Source organism: Acinetobacter sp. YH12041 (genome assembly GCF_013419975.1).
Classification (GTDB): Bacteria; Pseudomonadota; Gammaproteobacteria; order Pseudomonadales; family Moraxellaceae; genus Acinetobacter.
The window spans coordinates 43,809-69,613 of sequence record NZ_VOZC01000008.1 but is presented as its reverse complement, the minus strand read 5'-3'; the positions used below and the strand labels follow the sequence as shown (position 1 = coordinate 69,613).

The 25,805-nt window shown below is 42.4% G+C and carries 23 protein-coding genes and 1 pseudogene; 11 read left to right on the top strand and 13 right to left on the bottom strand.

Annotation, left to right across the window (positions count from 1 at the left end):
• Positions 1 to 3 precede the first annotated feature (3 nt).
• From cyoB to ppsA, 4 genes are all read right to left on the bottom strand, one after another.
• On the bottom strand, positions 4 to 1,992 hold the full coding sequence (gene cyoB / locus FTU00_RS08840; protein ID WP_180053418.1) for a cytochrome o ubiquinol oxidase subunit I: 1,989 nt from the start codon (positions 1,990 to 1,992) through the stop codon (positions 4 to 6).
• Between the two features lie 3 nt (positions 1,993 to 1,995).
• Positions 1,996 to 3,072: a ubiquinol oxidase subunit II gene (cyoA, locus tag FTU00_RS08835; RefSeq protein WP_005236020.1), complete on the bottom strand. Its 1,077-nt coding sequence runs from the start codon at positions 3,070 to 3,072 to the stop codon at positions 1,996 to 1,998.
• Positions 3,073 to 3,373: 301 nt separating this feature from the next.
• On the bottom strand, positions 3,374 to 4,180 hold the full coding sequence (locus FTU00_RS08830) for an RDD family protein (protein WP_180179556.1): 807 nt from the start codon (positions 4,178 to 4,180) through the stop codon (positions 3,374 to 3,376).
• A gap of 417 nt (positions 4,181 to 4,597) precedes the next feature.
• Entirely contained in the window at positions 4,598 to 6,976 is a 2,379-nt protein-coding gene (ppsA, locus tag FTU00_RS08825; protein WP_004783865.1) for a phosphoenolpyruvate synthase, read from the bottom strand.
• A gap of 154 nt (positions 6,977 to 7,130) precedes the next feature.
• Between ppsA and FTU00_RS08820 the strand changes: the two genes are divergently transcribed.
• Positions 7,131 to 7,967, top strand: coding sequence for a pyruvate, water dikinase regulatory protein (locus FTU00_RS08820; RefSeq protein ID WP_166134959.1), 837 nt, complete (start codon positions 7,131 to 7,133; stop codon positions 7,965 to 7,967).
• A 243-nt stretch (positions 7,968 to 8,210) separates the two neighbouring features.
• On the opposite strand, the gene FTU00_RS08815 is transcribed toward FTU00_RS08820, so the two are convergent.
• The 4 genes from FTU00_RS08815 to FTU00_RS08800 form a co-directional block, all read right to left on the bottom strand.
• Positions 8,211 to 8,774, bottom strand: a complete 564-nt coding sequence (locus FTU00_RS08815; RefSeq protein WP_180017546.1) for a flavoprotein — start codon at positions 8,772 to 8,774, stop codon at positions 8,211 to 8,213.
• Positions 8,775 to 9,054: 280 nt separating this feature from the next.
• Positions 9,055 to 10,059, bottom strand: a complete 1,005-nt coding sequence (locus FTU00_RS08810; protein ID WP_004783860.1) for an LLM class flavin-dependent oxidoreductase — start codon at positions 10,057 to 10,059, stop codon at positions 9,055 to 9,057.
• 155 nt (positions 10,060 to 10,214) lie between these two features.
• Entirely contained in the window at positions 10,215 to 10,664 is a 450-nt protein-coding gene (locus FTU00_RS08805) for a hypothetical protein (protein ID WP_004783858.1), read from the bottom strand.
• Between the two features lie 249 nt (positions 10,665 to 10,913).
• Positions 10,914 to 11,342: a glycine zipper domain-containing protein gene (locus tag FTU00_RS08800; RefSeq protein ID WP_034171622.1), complete on the bottom strand. Its 429-nt coding sequence runs from the start codon at positions 11,340 to 11,342 to the stop codon at positions 10,914 to 10,916.
• A 354-nt stretch (positions 11,343 to 11,696) separates the two neighbouring features.
• Here FTU00_RS08800 and prfA point away from each other — a divergent pair, with 354 nt between their 5' ends.
• Both prfA and prmC read left to right on the top strand, forming a co-directional pair.
• On the top strand, positions 11,697 to 12,785 hold the full coding sequence (gene prfA / locus FTU00_RS08795; protein ID WP_004783856.1) for a peptide chain release factor 1: 1,089 nt from the start codon (positions 11,697 to 11,699) through the stop codon (positions 12,783 to 12,785).
• Positions 12,785 to 13,603: a peptide chain release factor N(5)-glutamine methyltransferase gene (gene prmC, locus FTU00_RS08790; RefSeq protein ID WP_159123180.1), complete on the top strand. Its 819-nt coding sequence runs from the start codon at positions 12,785 to 12,787 to the stop codon at positions 13,601 to 13,603. Before prfA ends, prmC begins: the two co-directional genes overlap by 1 nt.
• Positions 13,604 to 13,673: 70 nt before the next feature.
• Here the strand turns inward: prmC and FTU00_RS08785 are convergent, their stop codons facing one another.
• The 4 genes and pseudogenes from FTU00_RS08785 to FTU00_RS08770 all read right to left on the bottom strand — a co-directional run bounded on the left by FTU00_RS08785 (position 13,674) and on the right by FTU00_RS08770 (position 17,389).
• Positions 13,674 to 14,492, bottom strand: coding sequence for an ABC transporter permease (locus FTU00_RS08785; RefSeq protein WP_180179555.1), 819 nt, complete (start codon positions 14,490 to 14,492; stop codon positions 13,674 to 13,676).
• Positions 14,492 to 15,462, bottom strand: a pseudogene (locus FTU00_RS08780) (aliphatic sulfonate ABC transporter substrate-binding protein). Before FTU00_RS08780 ends, FTU00_RS08785 begins: the two are co-directional and overlap by 1 nt.
• Positions 15,463 to 15,784: 322 nt before the next feature.
• Positions 15,785 to 16,138, bottom strand: coding sequence for a hypothetical protein (locus FTU00_RS08775; RefSeq protein WP_004783846.1), 354 nt, complete (start codon positions 16,136 to 16,138; stop codon positions 15,785 to 15,787).
• Positions 16,139 to 16,366: 228 nt separating this feature from the next.
• Positions 16,367 to 17,389: an AraC family transcriptional regulator gene (locus FTU00_RS08770; protein ID WP_166134947.1), complete on the bottom strand. Its 1,023-nt coding sequence runs from the start codon at positions 17,387 to 17,389 to the stop codon at positions 16,367 to 16,369.
• A gap of 138 nt (positions 17,390 to 17,527) precedes the next feature.
• Between FTU00_RS08770 and FTU00_RS08765 the strand changes: the two genes are divergently transcribed.
• From FTU00_RS08765 to FTU00_RS08755, 3 genes are all read left to right on the top strand, one after another.
• Positions 17,528 to 18,298, top strand: a complete 771-nt coding sequence (locus FTU00_RS08765) for a 3-hydroxyacyl-CoA dehydrogenase (RefSeq protein WP_166134944.1) — start codon at positions 17,528 to 17,530, stop codon at positions 18,296 to 18,298.
• Positions 18,299 to 18,390: 92 nt separating this feature from the next.
• The gene (locus FTU00_RS08760; protein WP_034171628.1) at positions 18,391 to 19,527 is read left to right on the top strand and encodes an acyl-CoA dehydrogenase family protein; all 1,137 of its coding nucleotides are present in this window, start codon (positions 18,391 to 18,393) and stop codon (positions 19,525 to 19,527) included.
• A 254-nt stretch (positions 19,528 to 19,781) separates the two neighbouring features.
• The gene (locus FTU00_RS08755) at positions 19,782 to 21,428 is read left to right on the top strand and encodes an AMP-binding protein (protein ID WP_180179554.1); all 1,647 of its coding nucleotides are present in this window, start codon (positions 19,782 to 19,784) and stop codon (positions 21,426 to 21,428) included.
• Between the two features lie 189 nt (positions 21,429 to 21,617).
• On the opposite strand, the gene FTU00_RS08750 is transcribed toward FTU00_RS08755, so the two are convergent.
• The gene (locus tag FTU00_RS08750; protein ID WP_004783835.1) at positions 21,618 to 22,127 is read right to left on the bottom strand and encodes a pyridoxamine 5'-phosphate oxidase family protein; all 510 of its coding nucleotides are present in this window, start codon (positions 22,125 to 22,127) and stop codon (positions 21,618 to 21,620) included.
• Between the two features lie 258 nt (positions 22,128 to 22,385).
• Between FTU00_RS08750 and FTU00_RS08745 the strand changes: the two genes are divergently transcribed.
• The 5 genes from FTU00_RS08745 to FTU00_RS08725 all read left to right on the top strand — a co-directional run bounded on the left by FTU00_RS08745 (position 22,386) and on the right by FTU00_RS08725 (position 25,645).
• Positions 22,386 to 22,574, top strand: coding sequence for a hypothetical protein (locus tag FTU00_RS08745; RefSeq protein ID WP_180013001.1), 189 nt, complete (start codon positions 22,386 to 22,388; stop codon positions 22,572 to 22,574).
• 39 nt (positions 22,575 to 22,613) lie between these two features.
• Positions 22,614 to 23,384, top strand: a complete 771-nt coding sequence (locus FTU00_RS08740; RefSeq protein ID WP_180179597.1) for a HesA/MoeB/ThiF family protein — start codon at positions 22,614 to 22,616, stop codon at positions 23,382 to 23,384.
• Between the two features lie 58 nt (positions 23,385 to 23,442).
• A complete protein-coding gene (locus FTU00_RS08735; RefSeq protein WP_159123174.1) occupies positions 23,443 to 24,741 on the top strand; it encodes an AarF/ABC1/UbiB kinase family protein in 1,299 nt (432 codons plus the stop codon).
• Positions 24,742 to 24,873: 132 nt separating this feature from the next.
• The gene (gene folB, locus FTU00_RS08730; RefSeq protein ID WP_004783828.1) at positions 24,874 to 25,254 is read left to right on the top strand and encodes a dihydroneopterin aldolase; all 381 of its coding nucleotides are present in this window, start codon (positions 24,874 to 24,876) and stop codon (positions 25,252 to 25,254) included.
• Positions 25,211 to 25,645 carry a 2-amino-4-hydroxy-6-hydroxymethyldihydropteridine diphosphokinase gene (locus FTU00_RS08725; RefSeq protein WP_004783827.1) on the top strand — a complete coding sequence of 145 codons (435 nt, stop codon included), beginning with the start codon at positions 25,211 to 25,213 and terminating at the stop codon, positions 25,643 to 25,645. Before folB ends, FTU00_RS08725 begins: the two co-directional genes overlap by 44 nt.
• Positions 25,646 to 25,805 lie beyond the last annotated feature (160 nt).

The window sequence follows — 25,805 nt, the reverse complement described above, 5'->3', positions numbered from 1 at the left end:
GTCTTAGTCCTTCTTCAAGTGTTTTTCAAGGATCGCATAACGTTCACCTTCAATACGCTCAACTTCAGCAGCAGGAACATAGTAATCCACTTTCTTGGTGAAAGAAGACACGATGAAGCTGATGATAGCTGCTACGAAAGTAACCGCTACTAACCACCAGATGTGCCAGATTAACGCGAAGCCCATAACAGTAATGAACATTGCGATAATGAAACCAGCAGCACGGTTAGTCGGCATATGGATATCTTCGTACTTCGTAGGTTTTGCATAAGCAACACCGTTTTCTTTCTCGATCCAGAAAGTATCAATACCATTGATCTTTGGAAGATGAGCAAAGTTATAGAACGGAGCAGGAGAAGATGTAGCCCATTCAAGCGTACGACCATCCCATGGATCGCCAGTCAAATCTAGACGTTGATCGCGTTGTAGGAAACCAACAACGATTTGCATGATGAAACATACAATACCAAGTGCAACAAGAACTGCACCGAACATTGCGATGTTTACATACGGATCCCAGTCTGGGTTATCAAATGTATTCAGACGACGCGTCATACCCATGAAACCAAGGATATAAAGTGGCATGAATGCAAAGTAGAAACCGAAGAACCAGAACCAGAATGCAGCTTTACCCCAAGTTTCATTCAGTCTCCAACCAAACATTTTTGGCCAGTAGTAGATGATACCTGCGAACATACCGAATACTACACCACCAATAATTACGTTATGGAAGTGAGCAATCAAGAACAATGAGTTGTGTACCAGGAAGTCCGCTGGTGGAACTGCCATTAATACACCTGTCATACCACCGATACCGAAGGTCACAAGGAAGCCAAGTGTCCAAAGCATTGGTGTTGTATAGGTAATGCGGCCCTTATACATGGTGAATAACCAAGAGAAGATTTTCACACCAGTAGGGATCGCAATAATCATGGTCATGATACCGAAGAACGCGTTAACGTTGGCACCTGCACCCATGGTAAAGAAGTGGTGAACCCATACAACGAATGACAATACTGTAATTGCAACTGTTGCATACACCATTGATTTATAACCGAACAACGTTTTACGGGAGAACGTCGCAGTAATCTCAGAGAAAATACCGAATGCAGGTAAAATCAAGATATATACTTCAGGGTGACCCCAAGTCCAAATCAAGTTCACATAAAGCATTGGGCTACCGCCTAGCTCGTTTGTGAAGAAATGGAAGCCGAAGTAACGGTCAAGAGACAGCATTGCAATAGTAGCAGTCAACACTGGGAATGACGCAATAATCAATACTGCTGTACATAAAGATGTCCAGGTAAAGATTGGCATATCCATCAGTTTCATGCCAGGCGCACGCATTTTGATGATGGTAACGAAGAAGTTAACACCCGTTAATAGCGTACCCAAACCTGAAATCTGCAGTGCCCAGATGTAGTAATCCACACCGACGCCAGGAGAGTATTCAATGCCTGATAGTGGAGGATAAGCCATCCAACCAGTCGCAGCGAATTCACCTAGAGCAAGTGAAACCATCATCAGACCCGCAGCACCAGCGAACAGCCAGAAGCTTAAAGAGTTCAATAATGGGAATGCAACGTCACGTGCACCGATTTGAAGCGGTACAGAGATGTTCATTAAACCAACAACAAGACCCATTGCCACGAAGAAGATCATGATCACACCGTGTGCGGTGAAGATCTGGTCATAGTGTTCTGGGTGCAAGTAGCCTTCGCCGCCACCTTTTGCAAGGAACTGCTGAAGACGCATCATGATCGCATCGGCGAAACCACGTACCAGCATGATCACTGATACAAAGATATACATGATACCAATTTTTTTATGGTCTACAGATGTGAACCATTCGTTCCACAGGTAGCCCCATTTTTTGAAGTAGGTAATACCTGCAACAACTGCGATACCACCTAAGATCATCATTGCAACAGTTACCAGTACGATTGGATCGTACGGAATTGCATCTGGACCTAACTTACCTAAGAAGCTCATGAATTATTCTCCTTGAGAAGCAGTCGCATGTTCAACATCTACATGTGCTTCAGAAGCAGCAGCTTCCTGGTGAGCAACAGAAGACGCTGAGTGATCAGCACCGTGATAGTTACTCATGTAGTTATTGATCACAGATTCAAACAAACCTTGCTCAACAGAAGAGTAGTAAGTCACTGGATGTGGCTTAGTTGGGTAAGGCTTCATTGCTTCAGCAGCAGCCTTCTCTTCAGGAGTCGTAGCTTTTGCAATAATCGCTTCGATTTGGTGTTTACCACGGTTACCGTCACGCAAGCTTGCAAATTCAGCTTGGTCTAAAACAGTTTTTTGAACTGCTTCTGGATTTACTGAAGTACCGTTACCTGCTTTAACTGCAGCTACCCATTCAGCAAACTGAGCATCAGTCACAGCATGTGCACGGAAGCGCATTTGTGAGAAGCCATAGCCTGAATAGTTAGAAGAGAAACCGCGGTAGCCTTCAGCTGGGCTAGTTTCGTCTGCCATTAAGTTCAGGTGAGTTTGCATACCCGCCATTGCATAGATCTGACCACTTAACGCAGGGATGAAGAATGAGTTCATCGTGAAGTTAGAAGTCAAACGAAGACTTACCGGAGTTTTCTCTGGGAAGCGAATTTCGTTTACAGTCGCAATGTTTTGTTCTGGGTAGATGAAGATCCATTTGAACTGTTCAGCAATAACCTGAACTGTTAATGGTGCTTTATCTGCCTCAAGTGGGCGGTATGGGTCGTACTTGTGGGAACCCCACCAAGTTAACCAAGCTAAAATACCAATAATAATGACAGGGATACCCCAAACTACAATTTCAATCGCAGTAGAGTGTGCCCATGTAGGTTTATAGTCTGCGTCTTTATTCGATGCGCGATATTTCCAACCGAACCATAATGCCATGATAATTGATGGAATTACCACCAATAGCATTAAGTAAATCGCAGTCATCATCAGGCTACTTTGGCCTTCAGCAACTGGACCCTTAGAGTTCAGAAGTACTAGATCACCACCACACCCTGTTAAAAGTGCAGCCATCGTTGATAAAGACAATACAGCTAAAATCGTTTGTCTCATTTTACAACCTCGGTGAAGAGTCCCATTCCCTAATTTAATATGGGATAGCGATTAAAGTGTCACATGATAAAAGAGGCCGTTTTTTTACAAAACACCCTTCTAATCATAATACACCGCTACGTTGTAGGGCATTATGCCTGATATTGCCAAACTAAGCTATATATAAAGGTGCTTTAAATGACTGTAATAAAAACTGATTTTGTTGGTCGGGTTTCAAGAATATTTATAGGAATTTTATTGTAATTTCAAAGTTATGTAGGAAAATGGGATGCCAAAACATCCCATTTTATGGCATAACTAATTATTGTTTAACGACTTGAGTTTTTGCCAGTTTATCGTGCACGGTTTGACGTTTTTGCCCTAAACCGAACGCCCAGTCAATGATTGTGCTGAGTGGCATGAAGATAATATTCAGGAAAATAAAGAACACACTGCGAATAGTGAAGGCACGCATCAAGCTGGTTTTTTCACCAGTCTCAGCATCTACGATCTTAATTTTAGTCAGTTTTTTACCGATACTTTGACCCGATTTGGCAATCAGAAAAGCCTGAATAGCGAGCATGATCACCAGGTAAATTGCAGTCGCAATCCATGCCTGCTGTGAAAACATGTCAAACATCTGAGTCTGTAGCTGCTGTGCCAAAGCAGGGTCAGCATCACTACTTAACATCACATTCATAAATTCCTGGTTCAGTTGTGCGAATTGGGTTTCCTGTTCAGGAGTAAAAAATGCGGTCAAAATAAACGTCGCAGGCAGCCATAAAAGCAGATCCACAATCTTGGCTAAAATACGGCTTGGAATACTCGCCAGTTCTTTTTTTGCTGCAACATTTTGAGAGCTGCGGGCACGAAGATGGTCTGTACTTGACTCATTTGCGTTCTGTGGAGCCTGATAGGCAGGTGTCGCTGGCATTTCTGGTGCTACATAGCCTTCAGGCTGATAGATCAGTTTCCCTTGGGTGAGTTCACCTAAAGCTTTCCATTCGGTCATACCTTGATGCCAAGCCAAATCAGTCAGAAGTACCTGTTGGTTGGCAAGCATCTGATTTAATTGCTCGAGCGTATATGGGCCAGCTTGTTGATTATTTCGTGCCAAGTAAATCTGCATATAAACTGAATCTCAAAAATATAAATTTAGACAAAAATTGAACTAGGAGTTTAAGTATTTTCAGGCTGAAAACAAATAAAAGAATATAAGTGTAATATATGGATAAGTTTAGGATTTTCAAGAATGTTCATCACCAAATTCCTCCATAATTGAGACAGTGTAGCAAGGATTGATGATTTTGCTATCAAGATGTGAAAATTCACTTAAATTTAATTATGCAATTTTTTCTCATGGTGTTTGTTGGTATTTGTTTGTCATTACACTAAGAAGCTTATGCTTATATAAATAATTTGATTTCAGCTAAATCAAAAAACATATGATTAACCGCTTAACTATAAATGTGATTAAGACAGTATCTAGGTAATATTGAGAACATAAAAAAAGACCCTATGAAAGGGTCTTTTCTTATAGAGTGAATTAAGCCTTTTGAGCTTTCTCTTCAGACAGGAAGAACCAGGTATCCAATACTGAGTCTGGGTTAAGAGATACAGATTCAATACCTTGTTCCATCAGCCATTGTGCAAGATCTGGGTGGTCAGAAGGACCTTGGCCACAGATACCTACATATTTGCCTGCTTTACGGCAAGCATGGATGGCCATAGAAAGAAGCGCTTTTACTGCTGGATCACGTTCATCAAACAAGTGAGAAACAATACCAGAGTCACGGTCCAGACCAAGTGTTAATTGAGTCAAGTCGTTTGAACCGATAGAGAAACCATCGAAGTGTTCAAGGAACTGTTCAGCTAACAAAGCGTTAGTTGGCAATTCACACATCATGATCACTTTAAGACCATTTTCACCACGTTTCAGACCGTTTTGACCTAATAGCTCAATAACACGTTTAGCTTCAGCAACAGTACGTACGAACGGGATCATGATTTGAACGTTAGTCAGACCCATTTCGTCACGAACTTTTTTCAGTGCACGGCATTCAAGTTCGAAGCAGTCACGGAAGTTGTCAGATACATAACGGCTTGCACCACGGAAGCCCAACATTGGGTTTTCTTCTTCAGGTTCGTACAGTTTACCGCCGATCAGGTTGGCGTATTCGTTTGACTTGAAGTCAGACATACGTACGATTACTGGTTTGTCAGCGAACGCAGCGGCAAGAGTAGAGATACCTTCAACCAGTTTTTCTACATAGAATTCGATTGGAGATGCATAACCTGCAGTACGGGCAAGTACAGCAGCACGAGTTTCACGTGGCAGACTATCGATGTTCAATAGGGCTTTAGGATGCACACCGATCATACGGTTGATGATGAACTCTAGACGAGCAAGACCAATACCTTCGTTCGGAATTTGCGCGAAGTCAAATGCACGATCCGGGTTACCTACATTCATCATGATTTTGAACGGAAGTTTTGGCATAGATTCGATAGAGTTGGTTTGGATTTCGAAATCCAATGCACCTTCGTAGATGAAACCAGTATCACCTTCAGCACAAGATACAGTTACTTCCTGACCGTCAACTAGGACTTCGGTTGCATTACCACAACCTACGATGGCTGGAACACCAAGTTCACGTGCAATAATTGCAGCGTGACAAGTACGACCACCACGGTTAGTTACAATCGCAGCAGCACGTTTCATTACTGGTTCCCAATCCGGGTCAGTCATATCAGATACAAGTACATCACCGTCTTGTACTTTGTCCATTTCTTTAATTGAAGTTACGATGCGGACTTTACCAGAACCGATACGTTGACCGATTGAACGGCCTTCACAGATTACAGTACCACGTTGTTTTAACAGGTAGCGTTCCATCGTGCCGACATTTTCACGGCTCTTCACAGTTTCAGGACGCGCCTGAACGATGTAGATTTTGCCGTCATCACCGTCTTTCGCCCACTCGATGTCCATTGGAGAACCGTAGTGGTTTTCAATGATCAGTGCTTGCTTAGCCAATTCTTGCAGTTCATGATCGTTCAATGCAAATTGTTGACGATCCGCTTTTTCTACATCAACTACAACAACTGATTTACCCGCAGCGGCTTCTTCACCATAAATCATTTTCTGGTGTTTAGAACCTAAGTTACGGCGCAGTACAGCGTGTTTGCCTGCATTTAGAAGCGGTTTTGAAATATAGAATTCATCCGGGTTTACTGCACCCTGAACTACCATTTCACCCAAGCCATAAGAAGCTGTAATGAATACTGCATCACGGAAGCCTGATTCAGTATCTAGAGTGAACATTACACCAGCAGCACCAGTTTCTGAGCGAACCATACGTTGTACGCCTGCAGAAAGAGCAACCACGTCATGCGCAAAGTTTTGGTGTACACGGTAAGAGATCGCGCGGTCATTGTACAAAGATGCAAACACTTCTTTGATCGCGATCAGAACGTTATCGATACCACGAATGTTCAGGAAGGTTTCTTGCTGACCTGCGAAAGAAGCATCAGGTAAGTCTTCTGCAGTCGCAGATGAGCGAACGGCAACCGCGATGTCAGGGTTGCCGTTTGAAAGTTCTGCAAAAGCTGCACGAATTTCCTTTTCCAGTTCAGCAGTAAGTGGAGTTTCCACAATCCATTGACGAATCTTTGCACCAGTTTCAGCAAGTGCATTGACGTCATCAACGTTAAGTGCAGCAAGCTCTGCATTGATTTTAGCGTTTAGGCCACTTTGCTCGAGAAATTCACGATAAGCAGCAGCTGTTGTTGCGAAGCCACCTGGTACTGATACACCAGCATTAGATAAGTGGCTGATCATTTCGCCCAGAGATGAGTTTTTCCCACCTACAAGCTCAACATCGTGCTTCCCTAATTTTTCTAGACCAATTACGCGCGCTTCCAAAGTTGTTACTCCACTTTTGCAGTATTAATCACTATCTTGGCATGAGAGTATAGCAAATCTTCTAGGTTTTTGATTTTACTAAGCGACAGTCATGTAAGATCGGTTTACTATAAAGATTATATAGTACTAAGACAAATGTTTGAGGAGAATTTTAATGTCAGAAGGTAAACAAATTCAGCGGAGTGTGTTTTTTATTTCCGATGGTACTGCCATTACTGCTGAAACCCTTGGCCACTCACTGTTAGCGCAGTTTCCGCATGTGGATTTTGACATTCATATTATCCCTTATATTAGCTCTGAAGAAGCGGCCATGAATGTGGTCACAGAGATCAATGAACGTGCCCAAAAAGACGGTCAAAAACCTTTGGTTTTCGATACGTTGGTGGATCCCTATGTGCGTGAAATTATTAATACTGCAAATGCAGTAAATCTTGATGTTTTTGAAGGGCTTATCAGTAAATTATCAGAAGAGCTTGGTACTGAACCTACGACTTTAGTCGGTCAGACCCATGCGGTGACCGATTCTGAGTCTTATAAGGCACGTATTGATGCCGTACATTTTGCGCTCGACAATGATGATGGTGCGCGTACGCGTCACTATGATAAGGCTGATCTGATCCTGATTGGCGTATCGCGTTCCGGTAAGACTCCAACCTCAATTTATTTGTCTCTGCAATTTGGAATTCGTGTAGCGAACTATCCGCTAACTGAAGAAGATCTGGACGATAACCGCCTGCCAGCAGTGCTAAGACCGCATAAAAACAAGCTTTTTGGCTTGATGATTGATGCAGAACGTTTGGTTGCAATTCGTACAGAACGTAAGGCCAACAGCCGTTATGCCAGCTTTAGCCAGTGTCAGATGGAACTGCGTGCAATTGAAGGCATCTATATTTCGGAAGGGATAAAGTACCTGAATGTTTCGGAAATGTCGATTGAAGAAATCTCAACGCGTGTCTTACAGATGACAGGACTAAAACGTCGAATTGGCTAAAAAGAATTCAGAGCCAGACTTCAGTTTGGCTCTGATTTATAGATAAAAATTAATAAAAATACTGCTTTCATAGAAATAAAATATGAATATTATAAGTTGTTGAAATATTCAATATTTTAATAAAAAATGTAGTGATTGTTTTTTAAACTTTTTTGCTATTCAATGAAATCAAAAATTCAATTTTGCAGAGCTAAATTTTTCCAAATACACTCCGAATTTTTAATCTTATGTGCTAAAAACAGATTAACTTGCTGATTGAAAAGTATGCACAATTAGCTCAACCTGATGTTCATCTCCATTAATACAATGAATACTATTTTCGGAAATTTTTGCAATAGGCCAGGTAATCAGCTGGCAATTTTCACGTTGCAGAGCAGCATAATAGTGATCTGATTTAAGATAAACTTTGGATGCGGCTGCAAGATTTGGCATGAGCTGGCGTCTGAGCCATAAATTTTGTACCTGATTTTCTAGATAACGTAATGATAAAATGCTTTTAATGCGGTTATTAAATAGGCGTCGATTTTTAATGATTAAGGGGTGATTTAATAACCGCTGCAAACCACGTTCAGTACCTGGCAATACAAATTGCGGATTAATCTGAAAAACTTTTACTGAGTGAGCTTGCTGGCTAATCTTGTTGAGCTGGCTTACGGTAAATTGATCCGTACCGATAATCGCAATATCTTTTCCGGCACAGTCAAGTTCAGCGAGCTGGGAAGAGGGCATTTTAATGCCAGTAAAATGCTGGAAATTTTCGGGACGATTCTCAAATATACCCGTGTGTGCATCCTGCTTGGTAGACATTGTTTTTCCTTGAAATTATTTAATAATTGGTCTTATTTGCTTTGTTATAGATATTAACAAAAGCCCTAGAGCGGTAAAGTTCAAAATTTAACTTAGACAGTCATTCTTTTTTCTATTGTATTTTTAATGAGACATAGATGTATTAAAGCGCAGGAGATCCATCTTAGACATGGATTTATCTATTTGGAGACTTAAAATTTTCAAACAAAGTTTTAAAAAATATACCCATTCCTAAGAGTGGGTATATAGATCAGAATAAATTAGGCAAAGCAAGACAGCATTATTGCCCGTTTTTGATCTGCATCAGCAATTCAAAATTATGCAGACGTTTCTCTGTGTCATAGATGTCACAGGTGAAGATAAACTCATCTACATCATATTTTGCTATGAGTGCTTCCAAACCGGCTTTAACAGTTTCTTTGGAACCCACTTGCGCCATGGCAAAGAAATTGTCGACAGACATTTTTTCAGGTGGTGACCAGAGTCCTTCCATAGAATCAATCGGCGCTTTCAATTTCAGGCTTTGACCGCGAATCAGGGCAAGGACACGCTGGTAAGCACTTGTTGCCAGATATTCAGCTTCTTCATCTGTATCTGCGACACAAGTCGGTACGCCCATAGAAACATAAGGACGATCCAGATATTCAGACGGTTCGAAATTGTCCCGATACAATTGAATCGCTTGACCAAGCATACGCGGAGCAAAGTGAGATGCAAAAGAATAGGGTAGACCAAGTTTTGCTGCCAGTTGTGCGCTAAACAGGCTCGAACCTAATAACCACACAGGTACGTGTGTGCTTTGGCCTGGAGTTGCCACAATGCGTTGGCCTGGAATCGGATCTTTAAAGTATTGCAGAATTTCTAAAACATCCTGCGGGAACTGATCTTCAGTTTCCTGACGGCCACGACGTAAAGCACGCATGGTCATTTGATCGGTACCAGGAGCACGGCCTAGACCCAGCTCAATACGATCTGGATATAAAGTCGCTAATGTACCGAACTGTTCTGCTACTACCAAGGGTGCATGGTTTGGCAACATAATGCCGCCAGAGCCAAGTTTGATGCTATTGGTATTTGCCAGTAAATAGCCTAAGAGAACGGCAGTCGCTGAGCTGGCAATACCATCCATATTATGATGCTCGGCCAGCCACATCCGGCTATAACCTAGACGTTCTGCGGTCTGGGCCAATTCCAACGCATGTTGCAGGGAGAATTGAATGGTCTTATCGTCACGAACTGGAACCAGTTCGAGAATAGAGAACTGGGTATCGGTAAGCGTACGCATAATATTACTCTTGAATAAACATGACTAAGAGCATACGACTTTGCATTGTATTTGTATATCGAAAAAAATCGATATATATGTAAACCAAAATAACAGGCAAAAAAATAAGCATCCGAAGATGCTTATTCAAGGAGGAAAAGTGATTAGAGGAAATCTTAGCGACGGTGGTTATAACGGTAGTTGCTAGTACGATAGTTTTTTGAACTATAGCGACGGTCATAACGGTCATCATAACGACGGTCTTCGCTGACTTTTTTACCAAGGGCAGAACCACCAGCAGAACCTAATGCAGCACCAATTAAGCCGCCATTAGAACCCGCCATGTTTTTACCTACGGCATAACCGGCACCACCACCTAAAGCACCGCCGATAATCGCACCATTACGGTCACGTTTATTCGCTGCTACTGCGGCACCAGCACCACCGCCAATCGCAGAACCGATTGTTGCACCAGTTGTACCACCCATTTTATTGCCCACTGCGGCACCAACGACACCACCCAAAGCAGAAGCTAAAGCCGTATTCGTTGTATTTCCGGCATTGGCGGCTGTCATACCCATGGCTGAGGTTGCTACGACAGCGATCATTAGAGATTTGTAATTCATGAGTACACCTTTTATATATCTAGCTGTATTTGTTGATGAGATAAATTTAATCTAGCAACCGTCAAATAGCATGGAGGCAGTGTTGGCGAATTGTGATTTTTATCTCCTTAATTTATTCATGATCTTGTTCGAATAAGTTGATGTATTACATGAATTTGAATACGTTGAACGCATAATAAAAAAAGCACCCAAACAGGTGCTTTTAATGTTAAATGTAGCGTCGAATTTAAAGAGCCTAAGGGCAAGAAATTAACGGTGACGTTTTTTCCAGTGTTTAGCACGATTCGCTTTGGCACGATCGGCTGCTTTATCTTTAGAAATTTTATTACCTAATGCTGCACCACCCGCAGCACCGAGTGCTGAACCGATGTAACCGCCATTAGAACCGCCCATGTTTTTACCTACGGTATAACCAGCACCACCACCTAAAGCACCACCAATTGCAGATGAGGTACGGTTTTTCTTGTTACTTGCAACAGCAGCACCACCTGCACCACCTAATGCAGCACCAATTGTTGCGCCAGTGTTGCCCCCCATGTTTTTGCCCAGTGCAGTACCAGCAACGCTACCTAAAGCACTTGCTGCTGCCACACGTGCAGTACTGTCTGCATGCGCACTCACTGTCATCATTGAGCCAGCAGCCATTGCAGCACTCAGTAAAATTGCATTGAGTTTCATGTTGTAACTCCGTGTCCCTGATAGGACTTTCATATGTTAGTGTGTTTCGACGCAGAAAATGTAACAAATCATGCCCAAAAGAATGTGAAGATCTACCTCCATATTTAATGTGTTTATTTGCCAATTTGTAAAATGAGAAATAAATAAGGATCGAATTGAGCAGAAAAAATCCAAAACTGAAGATTTTATTTATATTTGTTAACAAATGACGGTGACATCGCTGCATCTAAGCAATGACTTACTGAATAATGATGTTCATTGACCCAGAGAATCGTTAAACTAGGCGCAATTTTTTGATTTCGCTGTGCTAAATCACTGTTTAGGCACAGCCTTATGTTTGAGATTTTTTAGAAAATGAAAGAATCGTTACGTTTACGATTAGACCAACTCTCTGACCGTCATGAAGAACTGACTGCGTTATTGGCAGATGTTGAAGTGATTTCGGACAACAAGCGTTTTCGCCAGTTATCACGTGAGCATAATGATTTAACCGAGATTACCAGCGTTTGGACCAAGTACAAACAGGCTGAAGAAGATATTGAAACTGCGCAAGCCATGCTGTCTGATCCTGACTTTAAGGAAATGGCGCAGGAAGAGATTAAGGAAAATAAAGCCCTAATCGAACAGCTTGAGGCTGATTTGAATATCCTGATGATTCCAAAAGATCCGAATGATGCCAACTCTGCTTATTTGGAAATCCGTGCCGGAACCGGTGGTGATGAAGCGGCAATCTTCTCGGGTGATTTGTTCCGTATGTATAGCAAATATGCGGAATCTCAAGGCTGGCGTATTGAAATCCTGTCTGAAAATGAAGGTGAGCACGGTGGCTATAAAGAAGTCATCTGCCTGGTGAATGGTGAAGGCGTTTATGGTCGCCTGAAATTTGAAAGTGGTGCGCATCGTGTACAACGTGTGCCTGCAACAGAATCGCAAGGTCGTGTACATACCTCAGCATGTACTGTAGCAATTCTTCCAGAAGTGGATGTAGATACTTCAGTCGACATTAACCCGGCTGACTTGCGTATCGATACTTACCGTGCATCAGGTGCCGGTGGTCAGCACATTAACAAAACTGACTCTGCGGTGCGTATTACGCACATTCCAACCGGTACTGTGGTGGAATGTCAGGATGAACGTTCACAGCATAAAAACAAAGCCAAAGCGATGGCTTTATTGGTTTCACGTCTGGAAAATGCCAAACGTGCCGCAGCAGATGCAGCGACTTCTGAAATGCGCCGTGACCTGGTCGGTTCGGGTGACCGTTCAGAACGTATTCGCACCTATAACTATCCACAAGGTCGTATGACCGATCACCGTATTAACCTGACTTTATATAAGCTGGATGCCGTGATGGAAGGTGATCTGACTGAGCTATTAGACAGTCTGCATCGTGAATATCAGGCCGATCAGTTGGCCATGCTTGCACAGCAGAATGGTGGCTAATGAACATTCAAGAAGCACTGGCTTTACGTGGTGAACCTGAAAGTTATGAACGTCAGGAAAATGCCTGGCTGTTGGAACACATTACCAAGATTGATGCTTTTGATCTGGTAATGAAAAAAGACCAGCAGTTAACGCCTGAACAGGAACAGGCCTATGTCGAAAGCCTGGCGAGGATTGCTGCAGGTGAGCCATTGGCCTATGTCACAGGTTCACAACCGTTCTGGACTTTGGATCTAAAAGTCACTAAAGATACGCTAGTACCACGCCCGGATACCGAAGTGCTGGTCGAAACAGTCCTGAAATTAGACCTGCCGGAAGATGCACGAATTGTTGACTTGGGAACTGGTACCGGTGCCATTGCCTTGTCACTGGCGTCTGAGCGCCCTAACTGGTCTGTTACCGCTTCGGATATTTATGAACCCACACTGGAAGTTGCGAAATATAATGCGGAACAGCATGATTTAGATCAGGTGCAGTTTGTGCTTGGTTCATGGCTTAAACCATTTGGTCGGCAGTTCTTTGATGCGATTGTATCTAATCCACCGTATATTGATGCAGACGATGAGCATATGCCTGATCTGGCGACTGAGCCGGAACGTGCGCTGGTTTCAGACAAAAATGGTCTGGCTGATATTGAGATGATTATTCAGCAAGCTAAAAAGCATCTAACCGTAAATGGCTGGGTTGTGCTTGAGCACGGCTATGATCAGGGCGATGCGGTCCGCCATCTGTTTACTCAAGCTGGCTATAAACAGGTCCGTACAGTGAAAGATTATGGCGGAAATGACCGGGTAACTTTAGGTCAGTGGCCACATTAATTTTTAAAGCTTGATTTAATAAAAAAGCGACCTGGATAGGTCGCTTTTTTTAATTCTTTTATTCAATAAATTATGACTTTTTAATCACATCTCGCCAGCGCAGTAAGCGGATTTCAAACAATTTCATAATGCTATCGGTGATTTTGCCTAGGACTGCTAACAGGATAATCACAATATCCGGACGTGAAGTTTCACGACCATCACTGAGCAGATAACCAATCCCTTGAGTGGCAGCAATCAATTCAGCTGCAATCATAAACATCCAGGATAAACTCAGGCTATTCCTTAAGCCAGTCAATATTCCCGGTGAGGCAGCAGGCAATACAATCTGCTGAACCTGTTGCCAGTATTTCAGGCGATAGACTTTCGCGACTTCAAGCAGTTTACGATCTACACCCTGAATCGCAGCCACAGTATTGGTATATGTCGGGAAGAAGGCACCAATCGCAATCAAGGTGATTTTAGAAGATTCATCAATTCCCAGCCAAAGTAGGAGTAGAGGAATCCAGGCTAGACTCGGAATGGATTTAATTGCAGAAAACGTTGGTTCCAGAAAATCTTCTGCATGTCTGTTTAGCCCAACCAGGATCGCAAAGATCAGTCCCAATCCACTACCAATCCCAAAGCCAAGAAAAACCCGCCAGCTACTGGTCCAGATGTGTTGCCATAAATCGCCCTCAGCCAGTTCAGTAAAGGACTGAAACAGGCTACTCGGTGCAGGCAACAGATAAGGTTCGATTACGCCATTACGGACCAGTATTTCTGCCAATACGATAAAAATAACAGGCAGGGTGAGGGCTTTGATCAGCGAAATGCTGCGTGGTAACACAGCGGATTTTGACTGTTCTTCCACGCTCAACTGTTCCGAGATGCTTTTCGGTATAGTCATTACTTAGTTGCAACCTTTTTAGCATAGCGGGCATCAAATAATTGAGTCACGACCTGATTGACATTGGTTCCTTTACGAACCAGTTCTTCTTCCGTCAGGATACGACCAGCTTTTTGTAATGCCCCGGTATGTTTGGTGGTTGGAATATTCTGATCCAGATTAGTACGGCTGAGTTGAAGCTTGGCGACTTCAATCGGAAGCTTGGCTTCACGTGCCAGTAATTCAGCCAATTTGTCGGGATTGGCTTTCGCCCATTGACGTGCCTGTTCATAAGCTTTAATCACTGCTTCAATCGCTTCCGGACTGGATTTGGCAAACTGGTCTTTTACGCTCAGTACGCTATAAGAATTAAAACTGACATTGCGATACAGTAATTTGGCACCTGACTGTGCCTGCGCAGATGCCATTAAAGGATCAAGGCCTGCCCAGGCATCGCCTGTTTACGCTCTAACGCAGTCTTACCATCCGGATGCTGTAAATGAACGAGCTCTACATCGCGTTTGCCCAAACCAATCGTATCTAAGGCTTGTAAAGTAAATAAGAAAGGATCTGTACCTTTAGTGGCAGCAATCTTTTTACCTTTCAAAACTTTCAGAGATTTGATATTTGAATCTTTATTAACGACCAGTGCTGTCCATTCAGGCTGGCTCTGGATATAAACTGTTTTAATCGGGTTACCATTGGCGCGGCTAAGCACTGCCGCTAAACCTGCAGTAGAAGCAAAATCTGTGCTACCGCTATTTAGATATTCGAGTGAGCGGTTACTGCCTTGGCTAAATACCCATTTAATCTTGGTTTTTGGCAAAGCTTTTTCTAGCAGTTTCTGTTCTTTAACCACCAGACTGGTCGGTGCGTAATAGGCATAATCCAATTTTAATTCAGATGGAATCGCTGCGTTAGCCAAGCCGGTAAAGAAAGAAATAGAAAGACCGAGTAAAGTCAGACCCGAAGTTCTTAATGTTTTTTTCATGAATATCTCAATCTTGAATTAAATTTTTTACATTCATATCGATAAATCGATAAGCACACAAAAAAGAAAAAAGATAATCAAATCAAAAAATGAAATAATTAACAGCTTTAAATATAGGTATTTGTTTTTATTTGAATTTATTAAATAAAGAATAGAAAGGTTCTGCTTAGATAAAATTTTAAAAATGGTATGGCGTAAATTGATAAGCTGTTTTTTTAATCATTCGTCTTTGCAGTAGGAAGTTTTATAAATAACGAGTGCCATAAAAAAAGCGATGCATTAGCATCGCTTTTTGAGTCACTATTTTATCAATCTGGATAGCTTACATTGGGTAGTCTTGCAGACAGTCATAAACCTCGACTTGATCTAGGCTACCAGTTTCCATTGCCAGGCAAAGAGCCACGACTTTGGCAGTATCAGCAAGATATTGTTCATCTTTCAGTGCAATACCTTGTTGTAATGCAACGATGCGCTCAGCCGGAATTTCAAGCGATTTCGCAGCTTCAGTGGCATCAATCTGGTTAAAGAAGTGCACAATAGCATCTTTGAGGGCAGAATCAGACGCATTCAAGATGCCTTGATTCAATTGCTCTGCATTAAGATCGGTCGAAGAAACTAAAGCCTGGGCGAAGTTTTGAACAAGATTTTGTCCAAGAACATCAGTCATCTTTAACATGGAAAATACCTTCAACAAGGAAAGAGGGAAAGGGAGTACAGCCAAAAGTGAAGCACTAAAAATTGATTGAAAAATAAACTATATTAATAGGGAATGCAAACCATTATGGATGACCGTTCAGTCCTCTATTTTTGGGCTGTAAGCCTTGAAAAATATAACTGTTGAGAAAATATAAATTTAAATTTATATGCTAAATTTTAATCGTTTTTAAGTCTTATTAAATATAAATTATCTAGTAATATTTTGTCTATAGGCACCTGGACTAACCCCTGTCCATTTTTTAAAGGCACGATGAAAAGCACTGACTTCCTGGAAGTTAAGCTGATCACTGATGTCCTGCAAACTTTGATCCGTACGGGTTAATAGTTCAATGGCTGTATCACGACGAATTTCATTTTTGAGCTGTTGATAAGTCACACCTTCATTTTTAAGACGCCGTTGCATGGTGGCTTCAGACATATTCATTTTCAAAGCAAGCTCATTCAGTTCAAGCCATTCAGCCGGAGGTACTTTTAAAAGCTGTTTGCGGATCTGTGCACTTAGCGCATAAGGATTTTTAAAGCGAACTAGTAGGTTATGCGGAGTCTGTTGAATAAACTGATACCAGGAGGTTTGATCCTGTTTTACTGGGAGCTGCAAATAGGCTGCATCAAACTGGATATAGTTTTCACTGGCCTGATATTCAATCTGCTCACAAAAACGGACTTTATAATCAAAATCATCGAGTGGTGCGGCACATTTCAGTTGAATCTGATTAAGTAAAACCCGCTGTCCGCTTAACCAGCATAGCAGGGTATGAATCAGCATTAGATAGGTTGCATAACTAAACATGCGCTTGGTCTGGTTCTGGTCATAGATCACGATATAGGCAAAGTTTTCTTCGACCATCAGTGTGCTGTGCAGATCATCCAGAATCAGATTAAAAAATTGCAGGATTTGCTGCAGAGCTTTTTCCAGCGTATCGGTCTGTAACAGCATTTTTGACAAGAGTTTGAAACTGCCACGGCGCATTGGATGGCTGTCCATGCCAAAAAATTCGTCATTCATGCTATCGGCAAGTGCAGTCCATAGCGCGGCATACTGCGCCACTGACACCCGTGCTTTAGCGGAATGAAGAATCTCTAATGGAATGGCAGCCTTAGTTAAAATCGCAGCAATATCATAATGCTGTGCTTTGGCATTCAGCAGTGCTTCATGAACCAGATCAATCGAAATGGTTCCCTTACTATATTCCAAGGCTGGTAAATGCATAGCCAGTCAGATATCCCTTCTTTATTGTCCAAATCCATCAGTGAAGATGCAACATTTGGAAATTGTACAGAATAAAATCTCTGTTTACTCTGCCTATTAAGTCGTAGCTTGTCATAAAAATAGGAACAGGACATTAACATGAAAATTCAGGGAAAAGTGATTGTGGTAACTGGTGGTGCATCAGGTCTGGGTGCAGCCACAGCGACTCATCTGGTGGAACAGGATGCAAAAGTGATTCTGGTGGATATGAACCAGGAGCAGGGCAATGCCTTACAACAGCAACTGGGTGAGCAGGCTGAATTTGTACAACTGGATGTAACGGATGAGCAGGCAGTTGAAGCTTTCTTTAATCATGTTGAAAATCAGTATGGCCAACTCAATGGCTTGGTGAACTGTGCTGGTATTGCACCTTCTGCCAAGGTACTGGGCCGCAATGGAATCCATGAACTGGCGATGTTCCAGAAAGTGTTGAATATCAATGTAAGTGGCACATTCAATATGCTTCGTTTTGCAGCGGCTTTAATCGCGAAGTATGAGCTGCAAACCGATGAAGAGGAGCGCGGTGTAATCGTGAATACGGCTTCAGTTGCAGCCTTTGATGGTCAGATTGGTCAGACAGCTTATTCTGCGTCTAAAGGTGCAGTCGTTGCGATGACGCTGCCACTCGCGCGTGAGCTGGCACGTGAAGCGATTCGTGTCATGACCATTGCACCCGGCATTATGGAAACCCCAATGCTGAAAGGCATGCCGCAAAATGTACAGGATGCTCTGGGGCAGATGGTTCCATTTCCACCACGTCTGGCCAAACCTCAGGAGTTTGCCCAGTTAGTAGGTCATATCTTCGAAAATAGCTATCTGAACGGTGAAGTGATTCGTCTGGATGGCGCCATCCGTATGGCTCCAAAATAAGTTCGAGCCAACGAAGCAAAATACAAAAGTCAGAGTAGATAGGTTTATTCACTCTATATGGAAAATTAAAAGATAAGTAAGGGATATACGCAGTGCTTTTAAATGACGAACAGAAAATGATTCAGGAGATGATGCGAAACTATTCGCAGCAAAAACTGAAACCTACCGCTGGTCTAAGGGATAAAACGGCTCAATTTCCAGCACAAGAATTGAAAGAACTCGGTGAACTCGGTGCACTCGGTATGACCGTGTCTGAACAATGGGGTGGAGCAGGCCTGGACTATGTGTCGCTGGTACTGGCTCTTGAGGAAATCGCTGCTGGAGATGGAGCCATATCGACCATTGTCAGTGTGCAGAATTCATTACCTTGCGGGATTACCCAGCGTTATGGTACCGAGGAACAAAAGCAGAAATACCTGACCAAACTGGCGACCGGTGAATGGTTGGGGTGTTTCTGCCTGACGGAACCTCAAGCCGGTTCCGATGCCAGCGCACTAGAATGTAAGGCAGAACGTGATGGCGATGAATGGGTATTAAATGGCACCAAGCAGTTTATTACTACCGGTAAGCATGCCCAGATTGCACTGGTATTTGCAGTGACAGATAAATCTGCGGGCAAGAAAGGAATCTCATGTTTCTTGGTACCTACCGATAGTCCAGGATATATCGTCTCGAATCTGGAAGAAAAAATGGGGCAGCATTGTTCCGATACCGCGACCATTATTTTTGATCAATGCCGGATTCCGGCTGAGAACCTGCTCGGAAAAGAAGGTGAAGGCTACAAGATTGCCTTGTCTAATCTGGAATCTGGCCGGATCGGGATCGCAGCACAATCTGTAGGTATGGCACGAGCTGCACTGGATGCTGCTGTTGAATATGCCAATGAACGTAAATCCTTTGGCGTCGAGCTGGTACAGCATCAGGCAGTAGCGTTCCGTCTCGCAGATATGGCCACCCAGATTGAGGCAGCAAGACAACTGGTCTTACATGCAGCAACGCTTAAAGATGCAGGATTACCATGCTTAAAAGAAGCGTCCATGGCTAAACTGTTTGCTTCGACTATAGCAGAGCGAGTCTGCTCGGATGCGATTCAGATTCATGGCGGTTATGGCTATGTCTCAGATTTCCCGGTTGAACGTATTTACCGTGATGTCAGAGTGAGCCAGATTTATGAAGGTGCATCAGATATTCAGCGTCTGGTCATTGCCCGGGAAGTGAGCAAAGTTTAAAAGTCATGAAATAGCCGACTGTTCAAATCCTGCAGCTCATTTGAGGGAGATGGAAATTGTGATGGTCTATAAAACATGGTCAATTATTGATAAAGCGAAAAGTGACTCAGTAGAGTGACACCTAACATGTCCTAGCAATAGGGCATGTTATATAAAACCGGCATTGCAATGGAATTCGCAGACGGTAGACAGAACAACAAATACAACGGACACAGACATAAAGTCTGTTTATAAACGGAATAGAGGTTGTCGTGATGAAGACACTAGAACAAGCGTATCGTGAATTTGATTTTGACACTATGGTTCAACAACATCTGGCAGGAACGCCAGATTCACTCAATGCCTATACAGAATGCTGTGGACGTTTTCTGGGACAAAACCGGATCGCGTTAATCTGGGAAGGTAAAAATGGAAAGACCCAATATTGGACTTTTGAACAATTGGCTGAGGCTTCAGGACAATTGGCTCATTATATGACCTCACTGGGTTTACAAGCAGGAGACTGTATTGCCGGACTGCTCCCACGAACCCCAGAATTATTAATTACCATTCTAGCCACCTGGCGTATTGGTGCGATTTATCAGCCTTTATTTACCGCTTTTGAAAGCAAGGCAATCGAGCATCGTATTAATACCGCACATACCCGACTCATTATTACCAATCAGGAACAGCGTGCGAAACTGAATGATCTAGATATTCCACATATTTTAACCGTCCATCAAACGCCTGAAAGTATCAATCAGGATGCAGATTTCTGGACTGAACTGAAGCAATATCCAACTGAGTTTGAGCCGGTTCAGGGGCGTTTTAGTGACATTTTCCTGATGATGTTTACTTCGGGTACAACGGGACTTGCAAAATCAGTGCCTGTACCACTTAAAGCTTTACTGGCATTTAAAGGCTATATGCTGCACGCCGTAGATTTACGCGACGAAGATACTTTCTGGAATCTGGCAGATCCGGGTTGGGCTTATGGTCTGTATTATGGAATTGCAGGTCCATTAAGTTTGGGGCATAGCATCATTATGGATGAACGTGCCTTTAGCGTAGACAATGCTGTTGAAGTCATTAAAAAATATCGGGTAAATAACCTGACCGGTTCTCCAACCGCGTTCCGGATGTTCTATGGCTTTAAGGAAAAATTTGATGCTGAGATTAGCTCATGTTTACGTGTGGTCAGTAGTGCAGGTGAGCCATTAACACCTGAAGTCATTCAATGGTTTAATCATGAAATGGACGTCAATATCTATGACCAGTATGGACAGACGGAACTGGGAATGGTGATTGCCAATCATCATGCATTAGAGCATCACAAGAAAATCGGTTCTGCTGGCTTTGCTATTCCAGGACATCGTTTTGCAGTTTTAAATAAAGAGCATCAAGAAGTCGAAAAAGGTGGTATTGGTACTTTGGCCATGGACTGCTCAGCCTCACCTTTGATGTGGTTTGAAGGCTATGGCGGTAATAATCGGAAAGCCTTTGTGGGACAGTACTATTTAACAGGAGATACCGTAAAACTGAATGAACATGGTGGAATAGATTTCATTGGTCGTGCGGATGATGTCATTACGACTTCGGGTTATCGAGTTGGACCTTTTGATGTAGAGAGTACCTTGCTGGAGTGTGAAGAGGTGCTCGAGTCCGCTGTGGTTGGAAAACCAGATCCGGAACGTACCGAAATTGTGAAAGCCTTTGTAGTGCTTAAATCACAATATGCCGCTAGTGAAGAACTGATGCTGAAATTGCAAAACTATGTGCGTTCCCGTTTATCTAAACATGCCTATCCGAAAGAGATTGAGTTTGTAAGTGATTTACCTAAAACCTCTAGTGGAAAAATTCAGCGTAATCTGCTTAAACAACAGGAAATTGCTAAGATTCAAGGCATTAAACAGGTCAGTTAATATATTCATTTAAATATATTGAAAAGGTCGCAATTGCGGCCTTTTTTATACGATTAATTTGTTTATGTTCGAATTTATCAGAGAAAATAATTGTCATTACAATGTAATACTATTCATCTTTTAAATAAAATAAATCAAAAATTTAGCCTCTTATTAAGAGGCTAAATTGAAGGTGGAATTCTTATTTACTTATAGATCAACTTTTTTGTGCTCAGCATCTGGTTCCCCAGCTTCGCCAGTCACACCACCTTTTAATGCCTTAAATAGCTGCGTTACTTTGTTATCGGTGACATTCCAGTATTCTGCACTTTCAGCTTCAGCAATCAGTACACGCACGCTAGGATCATCTTTACCTTCAAACCAGTTTTCTGCCCATGGATTCCATAATTTTTCAATCAGAATACGGTCAGTACTGATCTGTGCATTTGCACTAATTGACACATAAATACCATCAGAAGGTTTAGCGAAAGACAGGCCGATCTGAGTACGACCAGTATTGGCAGCTTTCACCAGATCATTGGTATCACGCATGATGAAATACAAATTCTGATCTTCATTCATTTGCTCAGAATTGAGCATGGTCATCGGCTGAGAATGAATTTCCTGACTTTCGGTCACATGGCTGATCATGGTGTAACGCACATCTTTGATTAGTTCCCATAATTTTTCACGATTATTATGCTGATTTTGTTCGTTCATCTATATGCTCCATACTATTTTTGAAAGCGAGGATAATTGCTATTCCTTAAGCAGCTTAATCATATTTAGGAATGGATACAGAGGGTCTCACTGAACTGATACATTTTCCTACCGAATTGCAGGCAGCCGCTACAGAAGTGCTAAACAAGCGAAAGACAGTTACAGGGTGATAAAAGAATAGAAGAATGAGATTAGCCAGAAGATGTAATACGTGAATAAATTAAGTGGCATATAGATCAAGTTAAGTGCATTCATAATATGACTATTACATATTTATTAGGACACTATCAGCTTGATACGGAGCATTTAACTGATATGCTATTTAGCGCTAGTATTGCCAAGCCATTTATTGATTTGCTGTTTATGCGCAGAGAAGTTAATTTGCTCGAGATTTATCCGCATATTGAAATTTCGGTAAATGCACTTTTTGTGGCACATGCTTCTTAAAAATCTTCGAAACAAGGAACGACGTTGTCTATATCGACTATGGATGCCATATCCCCAGAGTTTGAACTCACCGATGCTGAATTGCACTTATATAGTCGCCAGATTCTTCTGGATGGTTGGGATATTGAAGCACAGGAAAAGCTGAAATTTTCTAATATCTGTATCGTGGGGTGTGGCGGGATTGGTTGTGCCTTGGCAGAACTTCTGGCACGAGCGGGTGTAGGCAAAATTACTCTGATTGATCCTGATACCATCGAGATGAGTAATCTACAACGACAACTGGCATTTACGCCAAATGATTTAGGCTTTTATAAGGCAGAAATACTCGCGAAAAGGCTGGCTCAGATTAATCCGAATGTTCAGGTTGAATATATTAATCAGGCTTTAACAACTGAAAATGCAGAGAGTATGATTGAACATCAAGATCTGGTGCTGGATGGATGTGATCAGTTCGAGACACGTTATCTGATCAATCAAAGCTGTGTAAAACTGAATGTGCCTTTAATCAGTGCTTCTGCGATTGGTTTGCAAGGGCAACTGTTCATGATGGAAGGGGATTCAGCTTGCTATGCCTGCCTGTTTCCACCTGAACATCAGGCTGATACCAGTTTGCGTTGTGCAGACTCAGGCGTCTTGGCGACTACGCCAAATGTGATGGCGAGTTTGCAAGCTCATCATGCATTGCTTTATTTAGGCCTGGGTAAAATGCCACTTAGACAGAAACTTCTACTCTGGGATGGTCTGAGTTTCAAACAGCGCATTTTAAGTTTCGAAAAAGATACAGATTGCCCGGTCTGTCAGGCAAGATAGGCCTGCAAAATTTAATTTTTTTGCTACACTGCATGTAATTAATTTTTCCTAAGACATTATGAAAAAAAATATCTGGTTAGATGGAATACGTTCGGTTGCCCGTATGGGTGAAACCGCGGTAGTTGCGGCGAAGGCCGGCATTAAATATGCCACTGAAAAGCCAAGTAATGCCAAACTCATGCGTGAAACATTTGAGTCTTTAGGCTCAACCTATATCAAGCTCGGTCAGTTTATTGCCAGTACGCCGTCGCTGTTTCCGCGTGAATATGTGGAAGAGTTTCAGGGCTGTCTGGATCAAACACCGACCTTGCCATTCAGCTATATCCAGGAAGTGCTAGCATCAGAGTTTTCTGGCCGAAACTTGGATGAAATCTTTGCCTCAATTGAAGAAACACCACTGGCTTCTGCTTCCATTGCACAGGTACATGCGGCCAAGCTGGTTTCTGGTGAAGATGTGGTCATTAAAGTACAAAAGCCGGGTGTGGAAACAATTCTATATACCGACTTAAATGTATTGCATTGGGCGACCAAACTGCTGGAAAAAGCGGTACCGAAAGTGAAATTTGCGTCATTGGCCGATATTGTCGAAGAAATCAAAACCCGGATGGTGCGTGAAGTTGATTTTATTGAAGAAGCACAAAACCTGGATGATTTCGTCAATTATCTGAATATCACCAATAATAAGGCAGCAACTGCTCCTAAGGTTTATCATCAATATTCAACACGTCGTGTGCTGACCATGCAACGTTTATATGGCGTGCCACTGACTGATTTTGAAGTGGTGAAAAAGGTCGCTAAAGACCCGTCACAGGTTCTCATCACTGCAATGAACACCTGGTTTGGCAGCCTGATGATGTGTAACAGTTTCCATGCTGATTTACACGCGGGTAATCTGATGCTGCTTGAAGATGGTCGTGTGGGCTTTATTGATTTTGGTATTGTCGGCCAGCTTAAACCAGAAGTCTGGACAGCGTGTATGGCCTTTATGGATGCCTTGCAGCATACCAATTATACCCTGATGGCAGAGAATATGCTGAAAATGGGTATGACTGCAGTTGAGATTGATACCAAAGTGCTTGCGGCTGATCTTGAACGTTTATTTAGTGGTGTGATGTTAGCTGATCCTCAGGATCTATTAACTTCAAGCCCTGCAGATCTCAACGATATCATGATGGATATGGTAGCAGTCGGTGAACGTCATGGCATTCGTTTCCCACGTGACTTTGCTTTATTGTTTAAGCAAATGCTGTATTTCGACCGTTTCATGAGAATTCTGGCGCCGTATACAGATATCTATGCAGATCAGCGTTTGCAGATGGTTCAGACTATGGACCCAAATTTGCTGTTAAAGCACTAATTTAATCCCTCCCGTCCTCCCTTTAAGAAAGGGAGGCTTTCATTACAAAATAAATAGAAGTGATGAAAGTCCCTCTGTATTAAAGAGGGATTTAGGGAGATTATTGGTAAATATTAAATTCCGAGTTTTAAAATGGACGCAATTATTATTGAAGGCTTAAAGGTCGATACAGTAGTCGGCTGCTTTAATTGGGAGCGTCAAATCATTCAGCCTTTAATGCTGGATCTAAACATTCGTACCAACTTAGAACAAGCGGCACAGTCAGATGAACTGGAAGATACTTTGAATTATGCCGAAATCTGCGAGATTTCAGCGCGGGTGATTCAGGAAGCTCAGCCAAAATTGATCGAACATGCAGCAAAACTGGTGCTAGACGCGCTTTTTGCTACCTTTGAAAGTGTAGAATCGATTATGATTACGATCCGTAAGCCTGCCATTATCGCGCAAGCCAATTCTGTAGGGATACGTCTTGAACGCCACCGCAACGATATTCGCCCTAGCACTGGCGAGTAATTGTCATCCACAGCAACATTTTCAGGCTGCCCAGCAACGGATCAGTGAGTTGGGGGAAGTCCGGTTTTCTCCAATTTACCTCATTCCATGTCGGGATAGTATCGGAGCAGATTACTGGAATGCGGCCTGCCTCCTATACAGTGAAGTTTCTGTTCAAGATATGACAGATTTATTAAAGCAAATGGAAACGGATTCAGGGCGGGTTCGACCATCGCATCAGATCAGCCTGGATGTCGACCTGATTGCATGGGGAAATGATTTAAGCCAGATGGAATTTAATCCCAAAAAATTACCGCTTGCACTAGACGTAAAAATCCCGATGCATGACATCTGGTCTCATCCTGCATTTGAATATGATCGCCGTCTTCAATATCCACAAGTCAAAATTTAATCTGTATCTGAAATTAATCTAATGAATTTTTCAGTTTTATCTAAGTAGGGGATCTGTATTTGCCAAAAAACTGTTATTTACTTTTTCTTTTTATAAAAAATAACTAACAACACAATAATTGCGAATAGAATACCAAGAATAATACCTGTTTCCATACGTC

What these genes read in the sequence shown, in the direction of transcription:
- cyoB (WP_180053418.1), bottom strand. Translation starts at nt 1,992, where the DNA reads ATGAGCTTCTTAGGTAAGTTAGGTCCAGATGCAATTCCGTACGATCCA.
- cyoA (WP_005236020.1), bottom strand. Translation starts at nt 3,072, where the DNA reads ATGAGACAAACGATTTTAGCTGTATTGTCTTTATCAACGATGGCTGCA.
- FTU00_RS08830 (WP_180179556.1), bottom strand. Translation starts at nt 4,180, where the DNA reads ATGCAGATTTACTTGGCACGAAATAATCAACAAGCTGGCCCATATACG.
- FTU00_RS08820 (WP_166134959.1), top strand. Translation starts at nt 7,131, where the DNA reads ATGTCAGAAGGTAAACAAATTCAGCGGAGTGTGTTTTTTATTTCCGAT.
- FTU00_RS08815 (WP_180017546.1), bottom strand. Translation starts at nt 8,774, where the DNA reads ATGTCTACCAAGCAGGATGCACACACGGGTATATTTGAGAATCGTCCC.
- FTU00_RS08810 (WP_004783860.1), bottom strand. Translation starts at nt 10,059, where the DNA reads ATGCGTACGCTTACCGATACCCAGTTCTCTATTCTCGAACTGGTTCCA.
- FTU00_RS08805 (WP_004783858.1), bottom strand. Translation starts at nt 10,664, where the DNA reads ATGAATTACAAATCTCTAATGATCGCTGTCGTAGCAACCTCAGCCATG.
- FTU00_RS08800 (WP_034171622.1), bottom strand. Translation starts at nt 11,342, where the DNA reads ATGAAACTCAATGCAATTTTACTGAGTGCTGCAATGGCTGCTGGCTCA.
- prfA (WP_004783856.1), top strand. Translation starts at nt 11,697, where the DNA reads ATGAAAGAATCGTTACGTTTACGATTAGACCAACTCTCTGACCGTCAT.
- prmC (WP_159123180.1), top strand. Translation starts at nt 12,785, where the DNA reads ATGAACATTCAAGAAGCACTGGCTTTACGTGGTGAACCTGAAAGTTAT.
- FTU00_RS08785 (WP_180179555.1), bottom strand. Translation starts at nt 14,492, where the DNA reads ATGACTATACCGAAAAGCATCTCGGAACAGTTGAGCGTGGAAGAACAG.
- FTU00_RS08775 (WP_004783846.1), bottom strand. Translation starts at nt 16,138, where the DNA reads ATGTTAAAGATGACTGATGTTCTTGGACAAAATCTTGTTCAAAACTTC.
- FTU00_RS08770 (WP_166134947.1), bottom strand. Translation starts at nt 17,389, where the DNA reads ATGCATTTACCAGCCTTGGAATATAGTAAGGGAACCATTTCGATTGAT.
- FTU00_RS08765 (WP_166134944.1), top strand. Translation starts at nt 17,528, where the DNA reads ATGAAAATTCAGGGAAAAGTGATTGTGGTAACTGGTGGTGCATCAGGT.
- FTU00_RS08755 (WP_180179554.1), top strand. Translation starts at nt 19,782, where the DNA reads ATGAAGACACTAGAACAAGCGTATCGTGAATTTGATTTTGACACTATG.
- FTU00_RS08750 (WP_004783835.1), bottom strand. Translation starts at nt 22,127, where the DNA reads ATGAACGAACAAAATCAGCATAATAATCGTGAAAAATTATGGGAACTA.
- FTU00_RS08745 (WP_180013001.1), top strand. Translation starts at nt 22,386, where the DNA reads ATGACTATTACATATTTATTAGGACACTATCAGCTTGATACGGAGCAT.
- FTU00_RS08740 (WP_180179597.1), top strand. Translation starts at nt 22,614, where the DNA reads ATGGATGCCATATCCCCAGAGTTTGAACTCACCGATGCTGAATTGCAC.
- FTU00_RS08735 (WP_159123174.1), top strand. Translation starts at nt 23,443, where the DNA reads ATGAAAAAAAATATCTGGTTAGATGGAATACGTTCGGTTGCCCGTATG.
- folB (WP_004783828.1), top strand. Translation starts at nt 24,874, where the DNA reads ATGGACGCAATTATTATTGAAGGCTTAAAGGTCGATACAGTAGTCGGC.